Annotated in this window: 17 protein-coding genes; 9 read left to right on the forward strand and 8 right to left on the reverse strand. The window is 72.2% G+C overall.

Annotated elements, in window-relative coordinates; all coding sequences use genetic code 11:
• Positions 1 to 36 precede the first annotated feature (36 nt).
• From ACFY6U_RS16700 to ACFY6U_RS16710, 3 genes are all read right to left on the reverse strand, one after another.
• A complete protein-coding gene (locus ACFY6U_RS16700; RefSeq protein WP_390038771.1) occupies positions 37 to 651 on the reverse strand; it encodes a TetR family transcriptional regulator in 615 nt (204 codons plus the stop codon).
• On the reverse strand, positions 648 to 2,141 hold the full coding sequence (locus ACFY6U_RS16705) for an MFS transporter (protein ID WP_390038773.1): 1,494 nt from the start codon (positions 2,139 to 2,141) through the stop codon (positions 648 to 650). The genes ACFY6U_RS16700 and ACFY6U_RS16705 overlap by 4 nt, the downstream gene beginning before the upstream one ends.
• A 94-nt stretch (positions 2,142 to 2,235) precedes the next feature.
• Complete coding sequence (locus ACFY6U_RS16710) at positions 2,236 to 3,426, reverse strand: FAD-dependent monooxygenase (RefSeq protein ID WP_390038775.1); 1,191 nt, start codon at positions 3,424 to 3,426, stop codon at positions 2,236 to 2,238.
• A gap of 343 nt (positions 3,427 to 3,769) precedes the next feature.
• Between ACFY6U_RS16710 and ACFY6U_RS16715 the strand changes: the two genes are divergently transcribed.
• Both ACFY6U_RS16715 and ACFY6U_RS16720 read left to right on the forward strand, forming a co-directional pair.
• Positions 3,770 to 4,177 carry a tyrosinase cofactor gene (locus ACFY6U_RS16715; protein WP_390038777.1) on the forward strand — a complete coding sequence of 136 codons (408 nt, stop codon included), beginning with the start codon at positions 3,770 to 3,772 and terminating at the stop codon, positions 4,175 to 4,177.
• Between the two features lie 36 nt (positions 4,178 to 4,213).
• A complete protein-coding gene (locus ACFY6U_RS16720; RefSeq protein ID WP_390038779.1) occupies positions 4,214 to 5,044 on the forward strand; it encodes a tyrosinase family protein in 831 nt (276 codons plus the stop codon).
• Between the two features lie 24 nt (positions 5,045 to 5,068).
• On the opposite strand, the gene ACFY6U_RS16725 is transcribed toward ACFY6U_RS16720, so the two are convergent.
• Both ACFY6U_RS16725 and ACFY6U_RS16730 read right to left on the reverse strand, forming a co-directional pair.
• Positions 5,069 to 5,773: a ribonuclease H gene (locus tag ACFY6U_RS16725; RefSeq protein WP_390038781.1), complete on the reverse strand. Its 705-nt coding sequence runs from the start codon at positions 5,771 to 5,773 to the stop codon at positions 5,069 to 5,071.
• Between the two features lie 47 nt (positions 5,774 to 5,820).
• A complete protein-coding gene (locus tag ACFY6U_RS16730; RefSeq protein ID WP_390038783.1) occupies positions 5,821 to 6,615 on the reverse strand; it encodes a VOC family protein in 795 nt (264 codons plus the stop codon).
• 148 nt (positions 6,616 to 6,763) lie between these two features.
• Here ACFY6U_RS16730 and ACFY6U_RS16735 point away from each other — a divergent pair, with 148 nt between their 5' ends.
• From ACFY6U_RS16735 to ACFY6U_RS16750, 4 genes are all read left to right on the forward strand, one after another.
• Positions 6,764 to 7,771: a zinc-binding alcohol dehydrogenase family protein gene (locus tag ACFY6U_RS16735; protein WP_390039710.1), complete on the forward strand. Its 1,008-nt coding sequence runs from the start codon at positions 6,764 to 6,766 to the stop codon at positions 7,769 to 7,771.
• Positions 7,772 to 8,000: 229 nt separating this feature from the next.
• On the forward strand, positions 8,001 to 9,443 hold the full coding sequence (locus ACFY6U_RS16740; RefSeq protein ID WP_390038785.1) for a family 2B encapsulin nanocompartment shell protein: 1,443 nt from the start codon (positions 8,001 to 8,003) through the stop codon (positions 9,441 to 9,443).
• A 17-nt stretch (positions 9,444 to 9,460) separates the two neighbouring features.
• On the forward strand, positions 9,461 to 10,513 hold the full coding sequence (locus ACFY6U_RS16745) for a family 2 encapsulin nanocompartment cargo protein terpene cyclase (RefSeq protein ID WP_390038787.1): 1,053 nt from the start codon (positions 9,461 to 9,463) through the stop codon (positions 10,511 to 10,513).
• A 49-nt stretch (positions 10,514 to 10,562) separates the two neighbouring features.
• Positions 10,563 to 11,447, forward strand: a complete 885-nt coding sequence (locus ACFY6U_RS16750; protein WP_351499291.1) for a geranyl diphosphate 2-C-methyltransferase — start codon at positions 10,563 to 10,565, stop codon at positions 11,445 to 11,447.
• A 63-nt stretch (positions 11,448 to 11,510) separates the two neighbouring features.
• Here the strand turns inward: ACFY6U_RS16750 and ACFY6U_RS16755 are convergent, their stop codons facing one another.
• Positions 11,511 to 11,993: a VOC family protein gene (locus ACFY6U_RS16755; protein ID WP_390038789.1), complete on the reverse strand. Its 483-nt coding sequence runs from the start codon at positions 11,991 to 11,993 to the stop codon at positions 11,511 to 11,513.
• 142 nt (positions 11,994 to 12,135) lie between these two features.
• On the opposite strand from ACFY6U_RS16755, the gene ACFY6U_RS16760 reads away from it, so the two are divergent.
• Positions 12,136 to 12,948, forward strand: a complete 813-nt coding sequence (locus ACFY6U_RS16760) for a class I SAM-dependent methyltransferase (RefSeq protein ID WP_390038791.1) — start codon at positions 12,136 to 12,138, stop codon at positions 12,946 to 12,948.
• 206 nt (positions 12,949 to 13,154) lie between these two features.
• Positions 13,155 to 14,042 (forward strand): RNA polymerase sigma factor SigF, encoded by an 888-nt coding sequence (locus ACFY6U_RS16765; protein WP_390039712.1) that lies wholly within the window; start codon positions 13,155 to 13,157, stop codon positions 14,040 to 14,042.
• 80 nt (positions 14,043 to 14,122) lie between these two features.
• On the opposite strand, the gene ACFY6U_RS16770 is transcribed toward ACFY6U_RS16765, so the two are convergent.
• Both ACFY6U_RS16770 and ACFY6U_RS16775 read right to left on the reverse strand, forming a co-directional pair.
• Positions 14,123 to 14,575 carry an ATP-binding protein gene (locus ACFY6U_RS16770; RefSeq protein WP_390038792.1) on the reverse strand — a complete coding sequence of 151 codons (453 nt, stop codon included), beginning with the start codon at positions 14,573 to 14,575 and terminating at the stop codon, positions 14,123 to 14,125.
• Between the two features lie 119 nt (positions 14,576 to 14,694).
• Positions 14,695 to 16,134: a DUF6777 domain-containing protein gene (locus ACFY6U_RS16775; RefSeq protein ID WP_390038794.1), complete on the reverse strand. Its 1,440-nt coding sequence runs from the start codon at positions 16,132 to 16,134 to the stop codon at positions 14,695 to 14,697.
• A gap of 188 nt (positions 16,135 to 16,322) precedes the next feature.
• Here ACFY6U_RS16775 and ACFY6U_RS16780 point away from each other — a divergent pair, with 188 nt between their 5' ends.
• Positions 16,323 to 17,612 carry a streptophobe family protein gene (locus ACFY6U_RS16780; RefSeq protein ID WP_390038796.1) on the forward strand — a complete coding sequence of 430 codons (1,290 nt, stop codon included), beginning with the start codon at positions 16,323 to 16,325 and terminating at the stop codon, positions 17,610 to 17,612.
• Positions 17,613 to 17,625 lie beyond the last annotated feature (13 nt).

Raw genomic sequence — 17,625 nt, forward strand, 5'->3', positions numbered from 1 at the left:
GAACGACGACGCGTCGCGGCACTTCCGGCTGAGCGCTCAGGGCGTCAACTGGGCCTGTACGGCCGGGCCGTAGCGGTCGGCGATGTCGCCCACGTCGGTGGCCGCGCGCTCGCGCAGCCGCGGGCCGCGGGCGATGCCGTACATCACGCCCAGGCCGATGAGCTGGGCGACGGCGAGTTCGGCGCGCAGGCCGGGGTCGGGGCCGGTGAGCCGGGCGGCGAGGGCGTCGATCACGTGGGCGCGGAAGTTGGCGCGCAGCACGTCTCCGTGGTCGCCGTGCAGGGGTGCGAAGGCGATGCGGAGCAGCGGGTCGGCGCCGCGGTCGCGCTGGCTCTCCAGGACGTGCCGGACCATGTGCCGGCCGAGGTCCTCCAGGGGCGCGTCCAGCAGGGCGGCCGCGTCGGTGTCGAAGGACATGACGCGGGCGAACAGGCTGTCCTTGTTGCCGAAGTACTTGAGGATCAGGGGCGCGCTCACGCCGGCGCGTTCGGCTACGTCCTTGAGGGTGATGTCGGCGTGCGCGTGCCGGGCGAGGAGGTACCGGGCGGCCCTGAGGATGGCCGCCTTGGTGGCCTCGGCGTCCCGGCGGGCGGGAGCCGGGGCGGGTGCGGGCGCGGCGGGGGTGCCGGGGCGGGTGTTCACGGCACTCATGCTCCCTCCAGCGCGTCGTCCCTGGCGCCCTCGGCACGGCTCCGGGCCCGCGGGGCGTCGTCGGGCGCCCTGTCGCCGGGGATGGAGAGGGCGGCGGCACCGGCCGCGAGGGCGACGACCCCGGCCATCGCGAAGGCCAGCAGGTAGCCGTGGAGCGTGGCGATCGGGGCGCCGCCGACGAGGCTGGTGTGGTGGGTGAGGACGGCTGCCACCGCGGCGCTGGAGGTGGCCTGGCCGATGGTGCGCATGAGGACGTTGACGCCGTTGGCGGAGGCGGTCTGGCTCGCCGGTACGGCCCGCAGGATCAGCGTGGGCAGCGCGGAGTAGGCGAGGGTGGTGCCGGTGGCGACGACGGTGGCGCCCAGGATGATCATCCACAGGTCGCGGCTGTCGGCGATGCGGACCACGTATCCGCAGGCGATGACCGCGGCGCCGAGGGCCAGGGTGATGCGCGGTCCGCGGGATGCGGAGATCCGGGCGGAGACCGGCGAGAGCAGCAGCATGGTCACGCCGCCGGGGAGCAGGCACAGGCCGGTGGCCACGATCGACAGGCCGAGCCCGTATCCGGTGGCCTTCGGCGCCTGGACCAGCTGGGCGGTGACGAGGGAGTTGGCGTAGAAGGCGAACCCGGTGAGCAGGGCGGCGACGTGCGAGAGACCGACCCGCGGCCGGGTCACGAGGTGCAGGTCGACCAGGGGCTGCTCGGTCCGCAGCTGCTGCCACCACCACAGGGCCAGCACGAGGACGGCGGCGCCGAAGAGTCCGAGGACGCGGGGGCTGCCCCAGCCCCACTGACCGCCCTGCGAGACGCCGAGCAGCAGACAGGTCAGCCCCACGGCCAGCCCGAGCGCGCCGAGGAAGTCGAACCTGCCGCTCTCACGCACCGGCGACTCCCGCACCGCCCACCAGACGGCCGCGACGCCCAGCGCCCCGAGGAGGCTGGTCAGCCAGAACATGGTGTGCCAGTCGTAGTACTGCACGACCAGCGCGGCCAGCGGCAGGCCCAGTGCGGCGCCGATGCCGACGGTCGAGCTCATCAGCGCCACCGCCGATCCCCGGCGCTCGGGCGGGAGTTCGTCGCGCAGGATGCTGATCGAGAGCGGTACGACGGAAGCGGCGGCGCCCTGCAGGGCGCGGGCCACGATGAGCACGCCGATGTCCGACGACAGGGCGCACATCACCGAGCCCACGGTCATCAGCGCGAGGGCGCCGGTGAGCACGCGGCGTTTGCCGTACATGTCACCTGCCCGGCCGAGCACCGGGGTGAGGACGGCCCCGGCGAGCAGGGTCGCGGTGACCGTCCAGGAGACGGCGCCGGCCGAGGAGTGGGTGAGCCGGGGCAGGTCCGGCAGGAGGGGGACGACGACCGTCTGCATGACGGCCATGAGGATCCCGCCGAAGGCCAGCACCGGGATGGTCAGCCGTTCGCGCAGCGGGGGCGGGGCGGCGGGCGATCCCGGGTGACCGGCTGTCGGGGCGGGCTGGTCCATCGGCACTCCTGCGGGCGTCGCGGATAAACAGGTGAAAGACCATTCACCCTATCGGGTGAATGGTCTTTCACCCAAACCATTCCGCGTACGGCGCCTATGACCGGGCGTGCAGGGCGCGCGCCGCCCGGGGCCCGATCCACCGCTTGAACCTGCGCAGCACTTCCAGCCGACCGGCGGCCTTGTCGAGGCCGTAGTAGAGCTGCGGCGGGACGTACGGCAGCAGCGGCGAGTGCCGCTGCCCGAGCAGCGCGAACATGCGGTGCGGGGGCAGGCCGATGTAGCGCGGCAGGTTCTCGTACCACTGGGCGCTGAGGCGGGCGGCGCTCTGGGCGGAGACCAGTTCGGCCCTGCGGCGCCGTTCGTAGGCGGCGAGGGCCTCCGGCAGGACGGTGTGCTCACGCAGGGCGCCGGCCAGGCACATCGCGTCCTCCAGGGCGAGGGTGGTGCCGGCGCCGATGGAGTAGTGGGTGGTGTGGGCGGCGTCGCCGAGCAGGACGAGGTTGCCGTGGTGCCAGGTGCGGTTGGTGAGGGTACGGAAGGCCGGCCAGGCCGCCGAGGAACCGCCGGTCAGCGGGTGGCCGTCGAGGATGCCGGCGAACAGCTTCTCCAGCAGGGCCAGTTGGCCGGCCTCGTCCATCGCGTCGAGGCCGAGACCGGCGAGGGTGTCCGGGGCGCACTCGATGACGCAGGTGCTGTGCCCGTCGTCGTACGGGTAGCCGTAGCACCAGACCCAGCCGTGCCCGGTCTCGACGAAGGCGAAGGTGAAGGAGTCGAAGACCCGGGTGGTGCCGAGCCACACGTAGTGGTTGCGGCCCTCGGTGGCCTCGGTGCCGAAGTGGCCGGCGTGCCGGGTGCGCAGGGCGCTGTGGATGCCGTCGGCGGCGACGACCAGGTCTGCCTCGGGGAGGTCCTCGGGGGTGATCTCGTCCTCGAACTCCAGCCGGACCCCGAGGCCGCGGGCGCGGTCGGCGAGGATCTCCAGGAGGCGGTGGCGACCGATGCCGTGGCCCACGTCGCCGGGCTGCCGGGCCGTCCGGTCCCGGACGTGGGCGACACCCTGGGTCCAGCGCACCGAGCTGCCCTCGATGGCCCGGGCCGACTCGGGATCGCAGGTGTGCAGCCGGTCGAGCAGGGCGCGCCAGTAGGTGACGCCCCAGCCGTAGGTGGAGCCCTCGGGGTTGCGTTCGTGGACGGCGATGTCGTGGGACGGGTTCTGCCGCTTGAGCAGGATCGCGAGATACAGGCCGGCGGGCCCGCCTCCGACGCAGACGACCTTCACGCACACACCCCTAGGTTTCACCGAACGTGTTCAATTGGCATCGGAGGGTAGCAGTGCGAGGACACCCGGCCGGGTTTTCGAATCGCGCCAGTTTGACGCCGTGAGCCACACCACCCGGACGGCGGACCACGGAGAAGGATCAGCGGCAAGCCGCGCGCCCGCGCAAGGAATTACCCGTTCCGGGTCCGTCGCAGCCATCGCCACAGCAAGATCATCTTCGTTCAATCTTGTATGACATGTGACTGATTGTCCTGATCGTAGCCAACCCGATCCGGGCGATTTCTCCCGCTCCGAGACCGCCGGATAGGCATACGGGGTCAGCACCCACATCCGTCACAGGAGCATCCGCATGCCCGAACTCACCCGCCGTCGCGCCCTCACCGCGGCGGCCGCCCTCGCCGCCGCGGCCGGCACCCAGACCCTCCTCGCGCCCGGCGCATCGGCCGCCGGCCACTCGCACGAGGGATCGCTCGAACCCTTCGACGAGGTCTACAAGGGCCGCCGAATACAGGGCCGCCCGGCCGGCATGGACGACATGGGCGGGACGAAGGGAATGGGCGGCGGTCACCACCACGGACACGGCGCCGGATACGCGGTGTTCGTGGACGGGGTCGCACTGCATGTGATGCGGAACGCCGACGGCAGCTGGATCAGCGTGGTCAGCCACTACGATCCGGTCGCCACCCCGCGCGCCGCCGCCAGGGCCGCGGTCGACGAGCTGCAGGGCGCCGCGCTGCTGCCGTTCCCCGCCAACTGACCGCCGCGACCGCCCCGTTCGAGGAGCTTCCCGCACATGACCGTACGCAAGAACCAGGCCAGTCTGACCGCCGACGAGAAGCGGCGGTTCGTCGCCGCCGTCGTCGAGCTGAAGCGCAGCGGGCGTTACGACGACTTCGTGCGCACGCACAACGCCTTCATCATGTCCGACACCGACGACTCGGAGCGCACCGGCCACCGTTCGCCGTCGTTCCTGCCCTGGCACCGCAGATTCCTGCTCGACTTCGAGCAGGCGCTGCAGTCGGTGGACTCCTCCGTCGCGCTCCCCTACTGGGACTGGAGTACCGACCGGACCGTCCGCGCCTCGCTGTGGGCACCGGACTTCCTCGGCGGTACCGGGCGCAGTTCGGACGGGCGGGTGACGGACGGGCCGTTCGCCGCCACCGGCGGCAACTGGCCGGTCAACGTCCGCGTGGACGCCCGTACTTATCTGCGCAGGTCGCTCGGGACGGGCGTGCGCGAGCTGCCGACCGGGGCCGAGGTCGACTCGGTCCTGTCCATGGCGACGTACGACATGGCGCCCTGGAACAGTGCCTCGGACGGGTTCCGGAACCATCTGGAGGGCTGGCGCGGGGTCAACCTGCACAACAGGGTCCACGTCTGGGTCGGCGGCCAGATGGCCACCGGGGTGTCCCCCAACGACCCGGTGTTCTGGCTGCACCACGCCTTCGTCGACAAGCTGTGGGCCCGGTGGCAGCGCCGGCACCCGGAGGCGGCCTATGTGCCGGGCGGTGGCACGCCGGACGTGGTGGACCTGGACGAGACGATGAAGCCGTGGAACGACGTGCGGCCGGCGGACCTGCTCGACCACACGAGGTTCTACACGTTCGACACCCTGGAGGCCTGACCGGGCCGCTGGGTCACGCCTGCGTCAGGCCTCGGCCGCCGCGCGGCACTCCGGGTGGCCCCAGCCCTGCGCGTTCTTGGCGATCGGCTCGCCGGCCGCGTAGGAACGGCCGCACAGGCAGCGGCCGGGGAACTTCGCCTTGATGGTGCGGGACGCCGAGCCGCCCGCCGCGCTCTTGCGGGGTGCCGCCTTGCGGCGCGGGGCCGCGGTGGAGGCGGCGGGCGCCTGTGACGGCGGCGGTGCCGGGGAGCCGAGGGCGCTGCCCGCGGCTTCCTGGACCGTGGCCGCCTGGCTGGCCGCGCGGTCGGCGAAGTCGTTCAGCGGGTCGCCGTCGACCTGGTGGGCGGGGACGTACCGGAAGTCGACCGTGCGCCCGTCGAGGAGTTCGTCGATCCGGACGACGAGGTCCTGGTTGGCGACCGGCTTGCCCGCGGAGGTCTTCCAGCCGTTGCGCTTCCAGCCGGGCAGCCAGGTGGTGACGGCCTTCATCGCGTACTGCGAGTCCATCCGCACTTCCAGCGGCACGTCCGGGTCGGTGGCCGCCAGCAGCTGCTCCAGGGCGGTCAGTTCGGCCACGTTGTTGGTGGCCTTGCCGAGCGGCCCGGCCTCCCAGCGGGCCGGAGTCGCCGCGTCGTCGGACACCACCCAGGCCCAGCCCGCCGGTCCCGGGTTTCCCTTAGAAGCCCCGTCGCACGCGGCCACCACTCGTTCACGCATGGGCCCGATCATGCCACGGCCGGGCGGGGTGCCCGGCCGTGGCCCGGGATCCGCCCTGGTCAGACCTCCGTGCTGGACGGCATCTCGCCTTCGGTGGTCGTGACGTCGATCACCGAGAAGTTCGCGCCCTGCGGGTCGGTGAGCGCCGCCATCCGGCCGAATGGGCTGGTCATCGGCCCGAACCGGAGCGCGGCGCCGAGCTTCGTCGCCCTGGCGACGGCCTCGTCGCAGTCGGCGACGGTGAAGTACACGTTCACGTACGAGGGCACCTCGGGCGGGAAGTCGTCGGTCATCCGCATCCGGCCGAGGACGGGCTGCTCACGGAGGTGGAACGTACGGAAGTCGACGTTGCCGTCCTCGATCTGCTGGACCGTGTAGGGGAAGAGGGCCGCGAGGAAGGGGTCGGTCTTCTCGGGCTCGCGGGTGAAGAACTCCGCCCAGCAGTAGGCGCCGGGCACCGCCGTGGCCTCGAAGCCCTCGTGGACGCCGCCCTGCCAGATCCCGAACACCGCGCCGCTGGGCTCGCGGGCCAGGCACATGGTGCCGAACTCGCCCACCTGCATCGGCTCCATCAGCACCTCGCCGCCGTTCGCCCGGATCCGCGCGGCGGTGGCCGCCGCGTCCGGCGAGGCGAGGTACAGGCACCACTGCGAGTGCCCCTCCTGACCTGACATGGGCGGTACGACGGCGGCGACGGCCTTGCCGTCCACGGAGGCCTGGGTGTAGTTGCCGTACTCCGAGGACGACTCGCCGAAGGTCCAGCCGAGGACCTCGCCGTAGAAGCGCTTGGCCCCCTCCAGGTCGGCGAACATCGCGTCGGCCCAACAGGGGGTTCCTTCAGGTTGTACCGCCATCGCCGCGGCCCTTCCGATCGAGCGGGTTCTCCCGGTTCCTCACGCTAGCCACGGGGCGGTCCGCCCGCGCGCCGAATGCCGGACTCCGGCGGAGACTGGGAAGGGATTCGGCGGCCTTCGGCGGACGGGGCGCGGTATGGCGGACGTGATGCGGGCGTGGTCGGTGGAGCGGCCCGGGCCGGTCGAGGCGGATCCGCTGCGGCTGGTCGAGCGGCCGGTGCCGGTGCCCGGGGCGGACGAGCTGCTGGTGCGGGTGCGGGCCTGCGGGGTGTGCCGCACCGATCTGCATGTCACCGAGGGGGATCTGCCGGTGCGCCGGACCGGGGTGACTCCGGGGCACGAGGTGGTCGGCGTGGTCGCGGGCGCGGGTGCGGGGGTGGCGGACTTCGCGGTCGGCGACCGGGTCGGGGCGGCCTGGCTGCGGCGCACGGACGGGGAGTGCGCGTACTGCCTGCGGGGCGCCGAGAACCTGTGCCCGCGCTCGGAGTACACCGGCTGGGACGCCGACGGCGGTTACGCGGAGTACACGACCGTGCCGGCCGCTTTCGCCTACCGGCTGCCCGGCGCCCTCGACGACGTCTCGCTCGCGCCGCTGCTGTGCGCCGGGATCATCGGCTACCGCGCGCTGCGCCGGGCGTCGCTGCCGGCGGGCGGCCGGCTGGGTCTGTACGGCTTCGGGGGCAGCGCCCACCTGTGCGCGCAGGTGGCGCTCGCCGAGGGCGCGCGGGTGCATGTGCTCACCCGGGGCGCCGAGGCGCGGCGGCTGGCCGTGGAGCTGGGCGCGGCCTCGGCGCGGGACGCGTACGAGCCGCCGCCCGAGCCGCTGGACAGCGCGATCCTGTTCGCGCCGGTCGGCGACCTGGTGCCGGTCGCGCTGCGCGCCCTGGACCGGGGCGGGGTGCTGGCGGTCGCGGGCATCCACCTCAGCGACGTGCCGTCGCTGAACTACGAGCGCGAGCTGTTCTACGAGCGGGAGTTGCGCAGCGTCACCTCCAACACCCGTGCCGACGGCCGGGAGTTCCTCGCCCTCGCCGAGCGGCACGGCGTGCACGCGACCACCCACCCCTACCCGCTCTCGGAGGCCCCGCGGGCCCTGCGGGACCTGAAGGCCGGGCGCTTCGACGGGGCCGCGGTGCTGGTGAACGACCTTTCCTGAGCTGAACCTCCCGGGCGACCCGGGCACCGGTGCGGGTGACCGGCGCGCGATCACCGAACACCACCCTTTCCACCCCGAACACCAGGTTTGCGCACCTAAGGGATGCAACCGCCCCTTTCGCGCCGTACCCGTAGATCACCAAGGCTGTTTGGCTTGTCCGTGCGCACCACCACCTCGCACACCACCGACCCTCCGGGTCACCGTTGTTCACCTCTCTGCTGGAGGGAATGTGTCCACACCGGACAGCGTCATCGGCTCCGCCGTCGACGAGCCCGAGCCGGATCCGACCGCCGACGGGCAGCTCACCAGCCTGAGCACCCGGGCGGCACGCCAGCTCGCCACGACCACCAAGTCCGAACCGCAGATGCAGGCCATCACCTCCCGGTGGCTGCTGAAGACACTGCCGTGGGTGGACGTCAAGGGCGGCACCTACCGGGTCAACCGGCGCCTCCAACTGCGCACCGGGCGGGGCCGGGTGAGCTTCGAGCACAACGGCGGGGACGACATCCGGGTCATCCCGGGGACCCTCACCGAGCTGCCGATCCTGCGCGGTTACGACGACCAGGAGGCCCTGAACCAGCTCGCGGACCGGTTCCAGCCCCGCGAGGTCCGCGCCGGGCAGGTGCTGTTCGAGGCCGGGCAGCCGGTCACCGAGACCTACCTGGTGGTGCACGGCCGGTTCACCCGGTACGCGGCCGGCAAGTACGGCGAGGAGGAGGTCGTCGGGGTCGTCACCGACGGCGACCAGATGGGCGACGAGGCGGTCGGCCAGACCGACCCGCTGTGGCTCACCTCGGTGCGGGCCGAGACGGCGGGCGTGGTCCTGGCGCTGCCCTGGGCGGTCGCCGAGGAGATCATGGACCGGGTGCCGTCGCTCGGCGCCCATCTGCAGGCCTATGTCGACCGGCAGCGGCTGCCGATGAACCGCAAGGGCGAGGCCGAGGTGCCGGTGCAGGCCGGCCACACCGGCGAGCCGACCCTCCAGGGCGGCTTCGTGGACTACGAACTCGCGCCACGCGAGTACGAGTTGTCGCTCACCCAGACCGTTTTGCGGGTGCACTCGCGGGTCGCCGACCTCTACAACCACCCGATGGACCAGACCCAGCAGCAGCTGCGCCTCACGGTCGAGGAGATCCGCGAGCGCCAGGAGTGGGAGCTGGTCAACAACCGGGAGTTCGGGCTCCTGCACAACATCGACTACGGGCAGCGGATCAGCTCCTTCACCGGTCCGCCGACCCCGGACGACATGGACGAGCTGATCTCCATGCGCCGCAAGACCAAGGTCATCCTGGCGCACCCGAAGGCGATCGCGGCCTTCTTCCGGCAGTGCAACCGGCGCGGCCTCGTCCCCCCGTCCACCACCGTCGACGGGCACGAGATCCCGGCCTGGCGCGGGGTCCCGATCTACCCGTGCAGCAAGATCCCGATCAGCGACGACCACACCACCAGCATCATCGCGCTGCGCACCGGCGAGGCCGACCAGGGGGTCATCGGCCTCTACCAGACCGGTATCCCCGAGGAGTTCCAGCCCGGCCTGAACGTCCGCTTCATGGGGATCAACGAGCAGGCCGTCGTCAACTACCTGGTCACCGCCTACTACTCGCTCGCCGTCCTGGTCCCCGACGCGGCCGGGATCCTGGAGAACGTCCAGCTCGGCCGCACCGCCGACTGACGGCCTGGAGCACATCCATGAGCACAACCACCACCTCCTACGCCCTGCCGGGACCGCCGAACATCGCGGAGCGACTGCGCCCGGCCAGGCGCAGCGGGGCGGTCCCCGGACTGCACTACCGGCCGGCCGTGCCCGCCGCCCCGGAGAAGGCCGCCGAACTCGACCGCCGGCTCGAGGCCTGGGCCCGCGAGCTGGACCTGTTCCCCGCCGCCTGGAAGGGGGACTTCTCCGGCTTCCAGTTCGGCCGGGCCGTCGTCCTCCAGCACCCGGGCGGCCTCGACCTCGACCGGCTCACCGCCGCGGGCAAGCTGCTGCTCGCCGAGAACATCGTGGACTCCTGCTACTGCGAGGAGGACGAGGGGCGCGGCGGATCCCGGCGGGGCCTCGGCGGGCCGCTGATCATCGCCCAGTCGGCGCTCGACCCCTATCACGGCATCCCGGAGCTGGAGGAGGAGTGGCGCGAGGGGATCCGGGCCACCGGACCCCTGCGGTCGTACCACTTCGCCCTCGCGGACTTCGCGGCCTTCGCCACGCCGAGCCAGACCGACCGGTTCGTGCACGACATCGCCCGGCTGCACCTCGGTTATCTGGGCGAGGCCGCGTGGATGGAGACCGGGTATGTACCGCGGGTCTGGGAGTACCTGGTGATGCGGCAGTTCAACAACTTCCGGCCGTGCCTGTCGATCGTCGACGCGGTGGACGGCTACGAACTGCCCGAACAGCTCTACGCCCGCCCGGAGATCCAGCGGATCACGGCCCTGGCCTGCAACGCCACCACCATCGTCAACGACCTGTACTCCTTCACCAAGGAGCTGGCGAGCGACCCGGACCACCTGAACCTGCCCCAGGTGGTGGCCGCCAACGACCGGCGCGGGCTGAAGGCGGCCTATCTGAAGTCCGTCGACATCCACAACCGGGTCATGGACGCCTTCGAGGAGGAGTCGGCCGCCCTGTCCGCCGGCTCGCCGCTGGTCGCACGCTACGCCGAGGGGCTCGCCGCCTGGGTCGCCGGCAACCACGAGTGGCACGCCACCAACACCAACCGCTACCACCTGCCCGACTACTGGTAGCCACCGAGCCAATCCGAAACGCCGTCAGAAACACTTCGAGGAGCAACTGTTGACGACCGCCCCTGTCACTCGGAAGACCACCACGTCAGCCCCGGTGCCGACCCAGTCCAGGTACCAGAACAGCGTCGCGGAGTACTGGAACGCCGAGGAGAACCCGGTCAACCTCGAACTCGGAAAGATCGACGACCTGTACCACCACCACTACGGCATCGGTGAGGCCGACTGGTCGGTGCTCGACGAGACCGACCCCGCGCTGCGCAAGGAACGCGTCACCGCCGAGCTGCACCGCCTGGAGCACGCCCAGGCCGAACTGCTCGCCTCCCATCTCGGCGCCCTCACGCCGGCCGACCGGGTCTTCGACGCGGGCTGCGGCCGCGGCGGCGGCAGCATCGTGGCGAACCTGCGCTACGGCTGCCACTCCGACGGGGTGACCATCTCCGCCAAGCAGGCCGACTTCGCCAACGAGATGGCCCGCAAACGGGAGGTCGGCGACAAGGTCCGCTACCACCACCGGAACATGCTGGACACCGGCTTCGAGACGGGCGCCTACGCGGCCTCGTGGAACAACGAGTCCACGATGTACGTCGAGCTGCAGCTGCTGTTCGCCGAGCACGCCCGGCTGCTGCGCCGCGGTGGCCGCTACGTGACGATCACCGGCTGTTACAACAACGCCTACGGGCAGGCGTCCCGCGAGGTGTCCCTGATCAACGCGCACTACATCTGCGACATCCACCCGAGGTCGGAGTACTTCCGGGCGATGGCCGCCAACCGGCTGGTGCCGGTCCATGTCGAGGACCTCACCGCGGCGACGATCCCGTACTGGGAACTGCGCAAGCAGGCCGACCACCTGGTGACGGGGATCGAGGACGCGTTCCTCACCGCGTACAAGAACGGCAGCTTCCAGTACCTGCTGATCGTGGCCGACCGGGTCTGACCCGGCGGCGTGTGCACGAGGGGGGGCGGTGTCCGCGGACACCGCCCCCCCTCCCCGTACCGCTCACTCCCCCGCGTAGGCCTTCTTCAACGCGGCGATGTCGAGCTTGCCCATCGCGTACATGGCACGCGTGGTACGCGCGGCCTTCTCCGGGTCGGCGTCACCGATCATCTCGATCAGCCCGTCCGGGATCACCTGCCAGGACACGCCGAACCTGTCCTTGAGCCAGCCGCAGGGACCCGGCTCGCCGCCGTTCTCGGTGAGCTTGGCCCAGTAGTGGTCGACCTCCTCCTGGCCGTCGCAGTAGATCTGGAAGGAGATCGCCTCGGTGAACCTGAACTGCGGGCCGCCGTTGATCGCGACGAACTTCTGCCCGTTGGCCGTGAAGTCGACGGCCAGCACGGAGCCCGCCTCCCCGGGCCCGGCCTCGTTGTACCGGCCGACCTTCCCGATGCTGGAGTTCTTGAAGATCGACACGTAGTAGTGGGCGGCCTCCTCGGCCTGCCCGTCGAACCAGAGACACGTGGTGAATCCGTCGGTGCTCATGGACACCTCCTGGGAGCGGGGAACGCGGTCATGTGTACCGACCGGTGCCCGCCAGGAAACTCATCGGCCGCCAGCTGCGCGAGGGCGAGGCGCCGACGAAAAGCACTGGCCCCGAGGCGCGGGCACCGGCATCCTGCCCTGCGTGGACGCACTGGAATTCAGGGTGAAGGACCCGAAGCTGCGGGACATCTTCGACGAGGACGCCGAGCTGTACGAACGGGCCCGGCCCCGCTACCCCGCCGCGCTGGTCGAGGAGCTGGTCCGGGTCACGGGGGCCGGGCCGGGCGTCCGGGTGCTGGAGATCGCCCCGGGCACCGGCAAGCTCACCGTCGACCTGGCCGCGTCCGGCTGCTCGGTCACCGGCGTGGAGATCGGACCGGGCATGGCCGCCGTGGCCCGCCGACAGCTGTCGGCGGTTGCCGGGGTGGACGTGGTGGTCGCGGCCTTCGAACAGTGGGAGCTGCCGCCGGAGCCGTTCGACGCGGTGGTCTGCGCGACCGCCTTCCACTGGCTCGACCCGGCGGTCCGGGTGCCGAAGGCGGCCCGGGCGCTGCGCCCCGCCGGGCTGCTCGGTGTCGTCACCACCCACCACGTGGCGGGCGGCACCGAGGACTTCTTCGCCGAGGTCCAGGAGTGCTACGAACGCTGGGATCCGGCCACCCCGCCGGGCCTGCGCCAGACCCGTGAGTCGGATCTCGCGACCGACGCGACCGAATTCACCGGCTCCCCGTACTTCACCGACGTGGCCGTGCACGGCCACGCCCAGGAGATCACGTACAGCACCGGCCAGTACCTGGACTTGCTGCTGACCTACTCGAACCACCGCGCACTCCCGGAGCCGGCCCGGAACGGGCTGCTCACGAGCATCCGCGAGCTGATCGACTCCCGGTACTACGGTGTCGTCACCAAACGGTACTGGCACGAGCTGGTCACAGCCGTACGCGTCGGGCCGTAGCCACCTCTCCACAGACCGCCACCGGCGGTTTCCCGCCAGGGCGGGAAACAGGACGCATGCGTCGCGTCACCCCGGGTACCCGAACGGACGAGGCACGCATGAGACGTCCGGTTCCGGGTATCCGGGGCCGAGCGACACCTGGACAGGGCCGGGACGACACCGGCCGAAGAGGCAGCCGCCGAAACATGAGTGACCTGGGAGAGGACATGAACACCGCCGGGATCCGGTCGGAAGCAGTGAACACCGCTCACCCCGTCGAGGCGCGGACGCCGGAGGGGGCACTGCCAGGAATCGAGGACCCGAGCACCGTCGCCCCGCGCGACGCACGCGAGCTGTCCCGCCAGTTCTTCCAGCGGCTCGGGGAGCTGGAGGAGGGCACACACGAATACCAGTACGCCCGCAACACGCTCATCGAGATGAACATGTCGCTGGTCCGGTTCGCGGCCGGACGGTTCCGCAACCGCGGCGACGACATGGAGGACATCGTCCAGACCGGGATGATCGGCCTGATCAAGGCGATCGACCGGTTCGAGCTGTCGCGCGAGGTCGAGTTCACCTCCTTCGCGCTGCCGTACATCGTGGGCGAGATCAAGCGGTTCTTCCGTGACACCACCTGGGCGGTGCACGTGCCGCGCCGCCTCCAGGAACTGCGCGTGGAGCTGGCGAAGGCGCGCGAGGAGCTCTCCAGCCGCCTGGACCGGGAGCCGACGGTCGCCGAACTGGCCACGCTCATGAACCTGTCCGAGGACGAGGTGGTCGAGGGCCAGCTGGCCGCCAACGGCTACAACTCCTCCTCCCTGGACGCCGCGCTGACCGGGGACGGCCCGGAGGACGGCGAGGCGGTTCTGGCGGACTTCATCGGGGTCGAGGAGGAAGGCCTGCGGCTCGTGGAGGACTTCCAGTCGCTGGCCCCGCTCATGGCCGAGCTGAGCGAACGGGACCGGGAGATCATCCATCTGCGGTTCGTGGAGGAGGCCACCCAGGCGGAGATCGGTGAGCGGCTCGGCTGCTCCCAGATGCACGTCTCCCGCCTGATCAAGCGGATCATCACACGGCTGCGTCAGGGGATGCTCGGCGAGCTCGGCTGCGCCTGACGGCGGGATCCCGGGCGCTGCCCCGCACCGGCGCGTGGGGCAGCGCCCGTGGCCTCGGCTCACCGGGGCGGGGTTCGGGCTCACTGGGGGAAGCGCACCAGCGCGCGTACCCGCTTGCCGACCGGAACCCGCTCGGCGGTCACCTCCGCCGCCAGGGCATGGACGATCTCCATCCCGTGCCGGCCGACCCGCTCGGGGTTCCTGGGGAAGCGACGGGGCAGCGCGGCGCTGCTGTCGTACACGGAGACCAGGACCGCGCTGTCCGTGCCCTCCAGTTCGAGGATGTACGGGCCGTTGCTGTGCCGGTCCGCGTTGGTCACCAGCTCACTCACCACGAGAAGCAGCTCACCGTCGGCCCGGGGATCGATCGCGGCACACCACTCGGTCCTGAGCTGCTCCAGGAAGCCGGCCGCGAAGTCCCGTGCCTCGGCGATGCAGCCGGGCTCGCCGGTGTAGTGCGCCGCGCGCCGCAGCGGCTCCACGGGTACGTCGAAGCCAGTCGGTATCACTGCCCCGCCCAGATTTTCGATCATGCGTGTCTCTCCAGGAGGCCGTCCCGGCCCGTCGCTGTTGCATCCATGCTCGTACCCCGAGTGCGCCCCGGCAGTCCCCGGAGGCGTTCGCCGACCGCGCACTCCGCTCGTCACGCTGGTCACGGCGCCGGCGAACCGGGAGCGGCCGAGCCGGGCGCCGCCTGCGGGGCCGAGGACGCCGGAGCGGCGGAGGACACCGCGGACTGCCGGCCGGGCGATCCCGGCGGCGCCGCGGACTGCGGGGCGAGCGGCTGCGCGGAGGACGGCGGCTCGGAGGCCGGTCCCTGCGACTTCGGCGGCTGCGACGCCGGGGACTCGGTCTGCGGGGACTCGGTGCGGGGGGACTGGTTCTGGGTCTGCGGGGACTCGGTCTTCGGCGACTCGCTCTTCGGAGGCTCCGACGAGGGCGGTTCGGAGGACGGCGGCTTCGAGGAGGGCGGCGCGGACGAGGGCTGCTTCGACGCCGGCAACTGCGAGGACGGGGAGTTCGAGGACGGCGGGTTCGACGACGGGGACCTGGAGCCGTTCCCCGGGCTCGTCGGCGTCGACGGGCCGGACGAGGCCGGCGGGCACGGGGTGGTGCCGGGTGACCCGGGCCTGCCGGACGCGGGCGGGCAGCCGTGGTGGGGCGGCGGGTTCAGCGGGTCCGGATCGGCCGGCGGCCTGGCCGGGCGGTCGTCGTGCCCGGTGTGGTCGCCCCGGTGGCGGCCGAACCAGTCGTCGTGGTCGTGGTCGAAGACGACGAACACCTTGATGATCTGCACGGCGGGTGCGACGACGACCACGTTCGCGGGCCGGTAGGCGGCCCAGGCGGTGCCGATGGTCCTCGGGGTGGTCTGCTGCGCGACCGGCGGGGCCAGCGGGTTGCCGCAGGCGCACCGCAGCCGGGGCACGCCGTGCCCGTCGACCAGGACGGCGGTGCCCGCCTGGAGGACGGACTGGTAGGTCGTCGCCCTGCCGTCACGGTAGCCGTGGGCGGTGACGCGGGTGTCCGCGCGCAGCTGCACGGGGGTGAGGGAGCGCAGGTAGGCGGGGACGCCGGAGGGCTGGACGCCGACCTGCGAGGCGAAGGCCCTGTTGCGGGACGGCGACGCCTGGAAGTACGTGACCTGCTGTTCGACGTCGCAGCTGGCGCTGTTCTTCGTGCCGCTGTAGAGGCCGGGCGCCCCGCCGTCCACCCCGCGCACCTCGTTCGCCTGCGCCGCCGACGCGGCCGGGGCCGCGGACAGCGGCGCCGCGGAGCTCTTCTTGGCGGTGGACTCGGTGAACGGGTCCTGGCCGGAGCTGTTGGCGGCCTGCAGGAAGACCTCGCCGCGTCTGCCGGAGCTGTCGCCCGAACGGGTGAGGACCACGGCCAGGGCGGCGGCGACCACCACGGCGGTGGTGAGCGTCGCGACCCGGGGCGCCGACCTCCACCACGGCCGGCGCGGCTCGCCGCCCTGGCCGTCGCCGCCTCCGGTCGGCTGCGAGGGGGGTCCCGGGGGTGGCCCGGACGGCCCGGACAGGGGGCCGGAGGGAGGTCCTGTGGGGCGGCCGGACGACGGCGGTTCGACGCTCACGCGCTCATCTCCCCAGTGCGGTAAACGGCATTGATGAAAAATGCCTCATTTGGGGCATGTTGAGCCCAATGTGCGCCGGTCCGGTACCGTCCGCAAGCGGACTCGGAACCGACGCGGAGCCGACGCGGAGCCGACGCGGACGGACCACCCGGCGGGCGGCGGGTCCGGGCGTTGCCTAGCGTGACAGCGTGCGCCTCCGCATCGCCTCCGAGCGGCCGGTGGCCGCGCCGGCCGGCCGGTCAGTGGCCCGGCACGGCTGGCCGCAGGCCCTCGCCGTGGTGCTGGCCACGTCGGTCGCGATGCTCGTGGTGGCCGCGGTGGGGCTGTGGGCGGCGGGCGCGGCGGACCTGCCGAAGGGGGCGTTCCTGCCGGTGGTTCTCGCGACCGTGGTGACGGCGGTGGGCGGCGCCGTCGAGCTGTCGGGGAACGCGGGCGAACTGGCCCGCACGAACGCCGGGCTCACGGTCGTACCGCTGTCGGTGACGCTGGTCGGGGCGCTGGCCGCCGCCGGGGGCTTCCTGCGGCCGCTGCGGCACCGGGCGGTGGCCGGGGCCGGAGAGCTGGCCGGGTGGGCGGCGCGGATCGCGGTGCTGTGGCTGCTCACTCTGGTCGGGCTCGCGTCCGGTGCCCGGCACACCTTCGCGGTGGACGTGGACAGCGGCACCCTCGACGATCTCACCGACGCGCTCGACGCGGCGCCGAAGGCGGGCTTCACGGCGGACGTGCCGCAGACGGCCGGGTTCGGGCTGCTGTGGCTGGCGGGGATCCTGCTGCTGGCGCTGCTGGTGTCGCGCGGGGCGCCGCTGCCGGGTCGTCTGCTGCGCTTCCAGGCCTCGGTGCGCCCGGCGGGGTACGCGATGGTCGTGCTCGTGCTGGCGTACGTCGTGCTGGCCCTGGTGATCGCCCTGGCCTCGGTGGTGACCCGCGGGCACGCCAAGGAGACCCTCGCGGTGATCCTGCTCGGGCTGCCCAACCTGGCCTGGCTCGCCCTCACGCTCGGTCTGGGCGCCACCTGGCAGGGCAGGGTCGACGGCCCGTTCGGGCTGCCGGTGCCGAAGGTGCTCGCCGAGGTGCTGCGCACACCGGACGTCTCGACGCTGAACCTGCGCACCGTCGCCGCCCACGACGGCCGCTGGTGGTGGCTGGCCTGGGTGGCCGTGGTGCTGCTGCCGGCGGCCGCCTTCCTGACGGCGGCCCGCTCCCCGGCCCGGATCCGCGCCTGGCAGCACGCCCTGCACCTGGCCGTCGCCCTCGCGCTGACGATGCTGACGCTGTGCCTGATCGGCCGGATCTCCGCCCACTACGGCCTCTCCCTGCTCGGCATCGGCGACCTCGGCGGCAACCTGTCCGGCGAACTGCTGCTGGAGCCCGTGCTCTGGCCGGCGGTGGGCCTGGGCGCGTTGTGGGGTCTGCTCGCCGGGTTCCTGGGCGCGCTGCTGGCCCGCCCGGTGCACCGGCGGGGCGAGGTGGCGGCCTGAGCGCAGCCCGCCG

Source organism: Streptomyces sp. NPDC013157 (genome assembly GCF_042899865.1).
Lineage (GTDB): Bacteria > Actinomycetota > Actinomycetes > Streptomycetales > Streptomycetaceae > Streptomyces.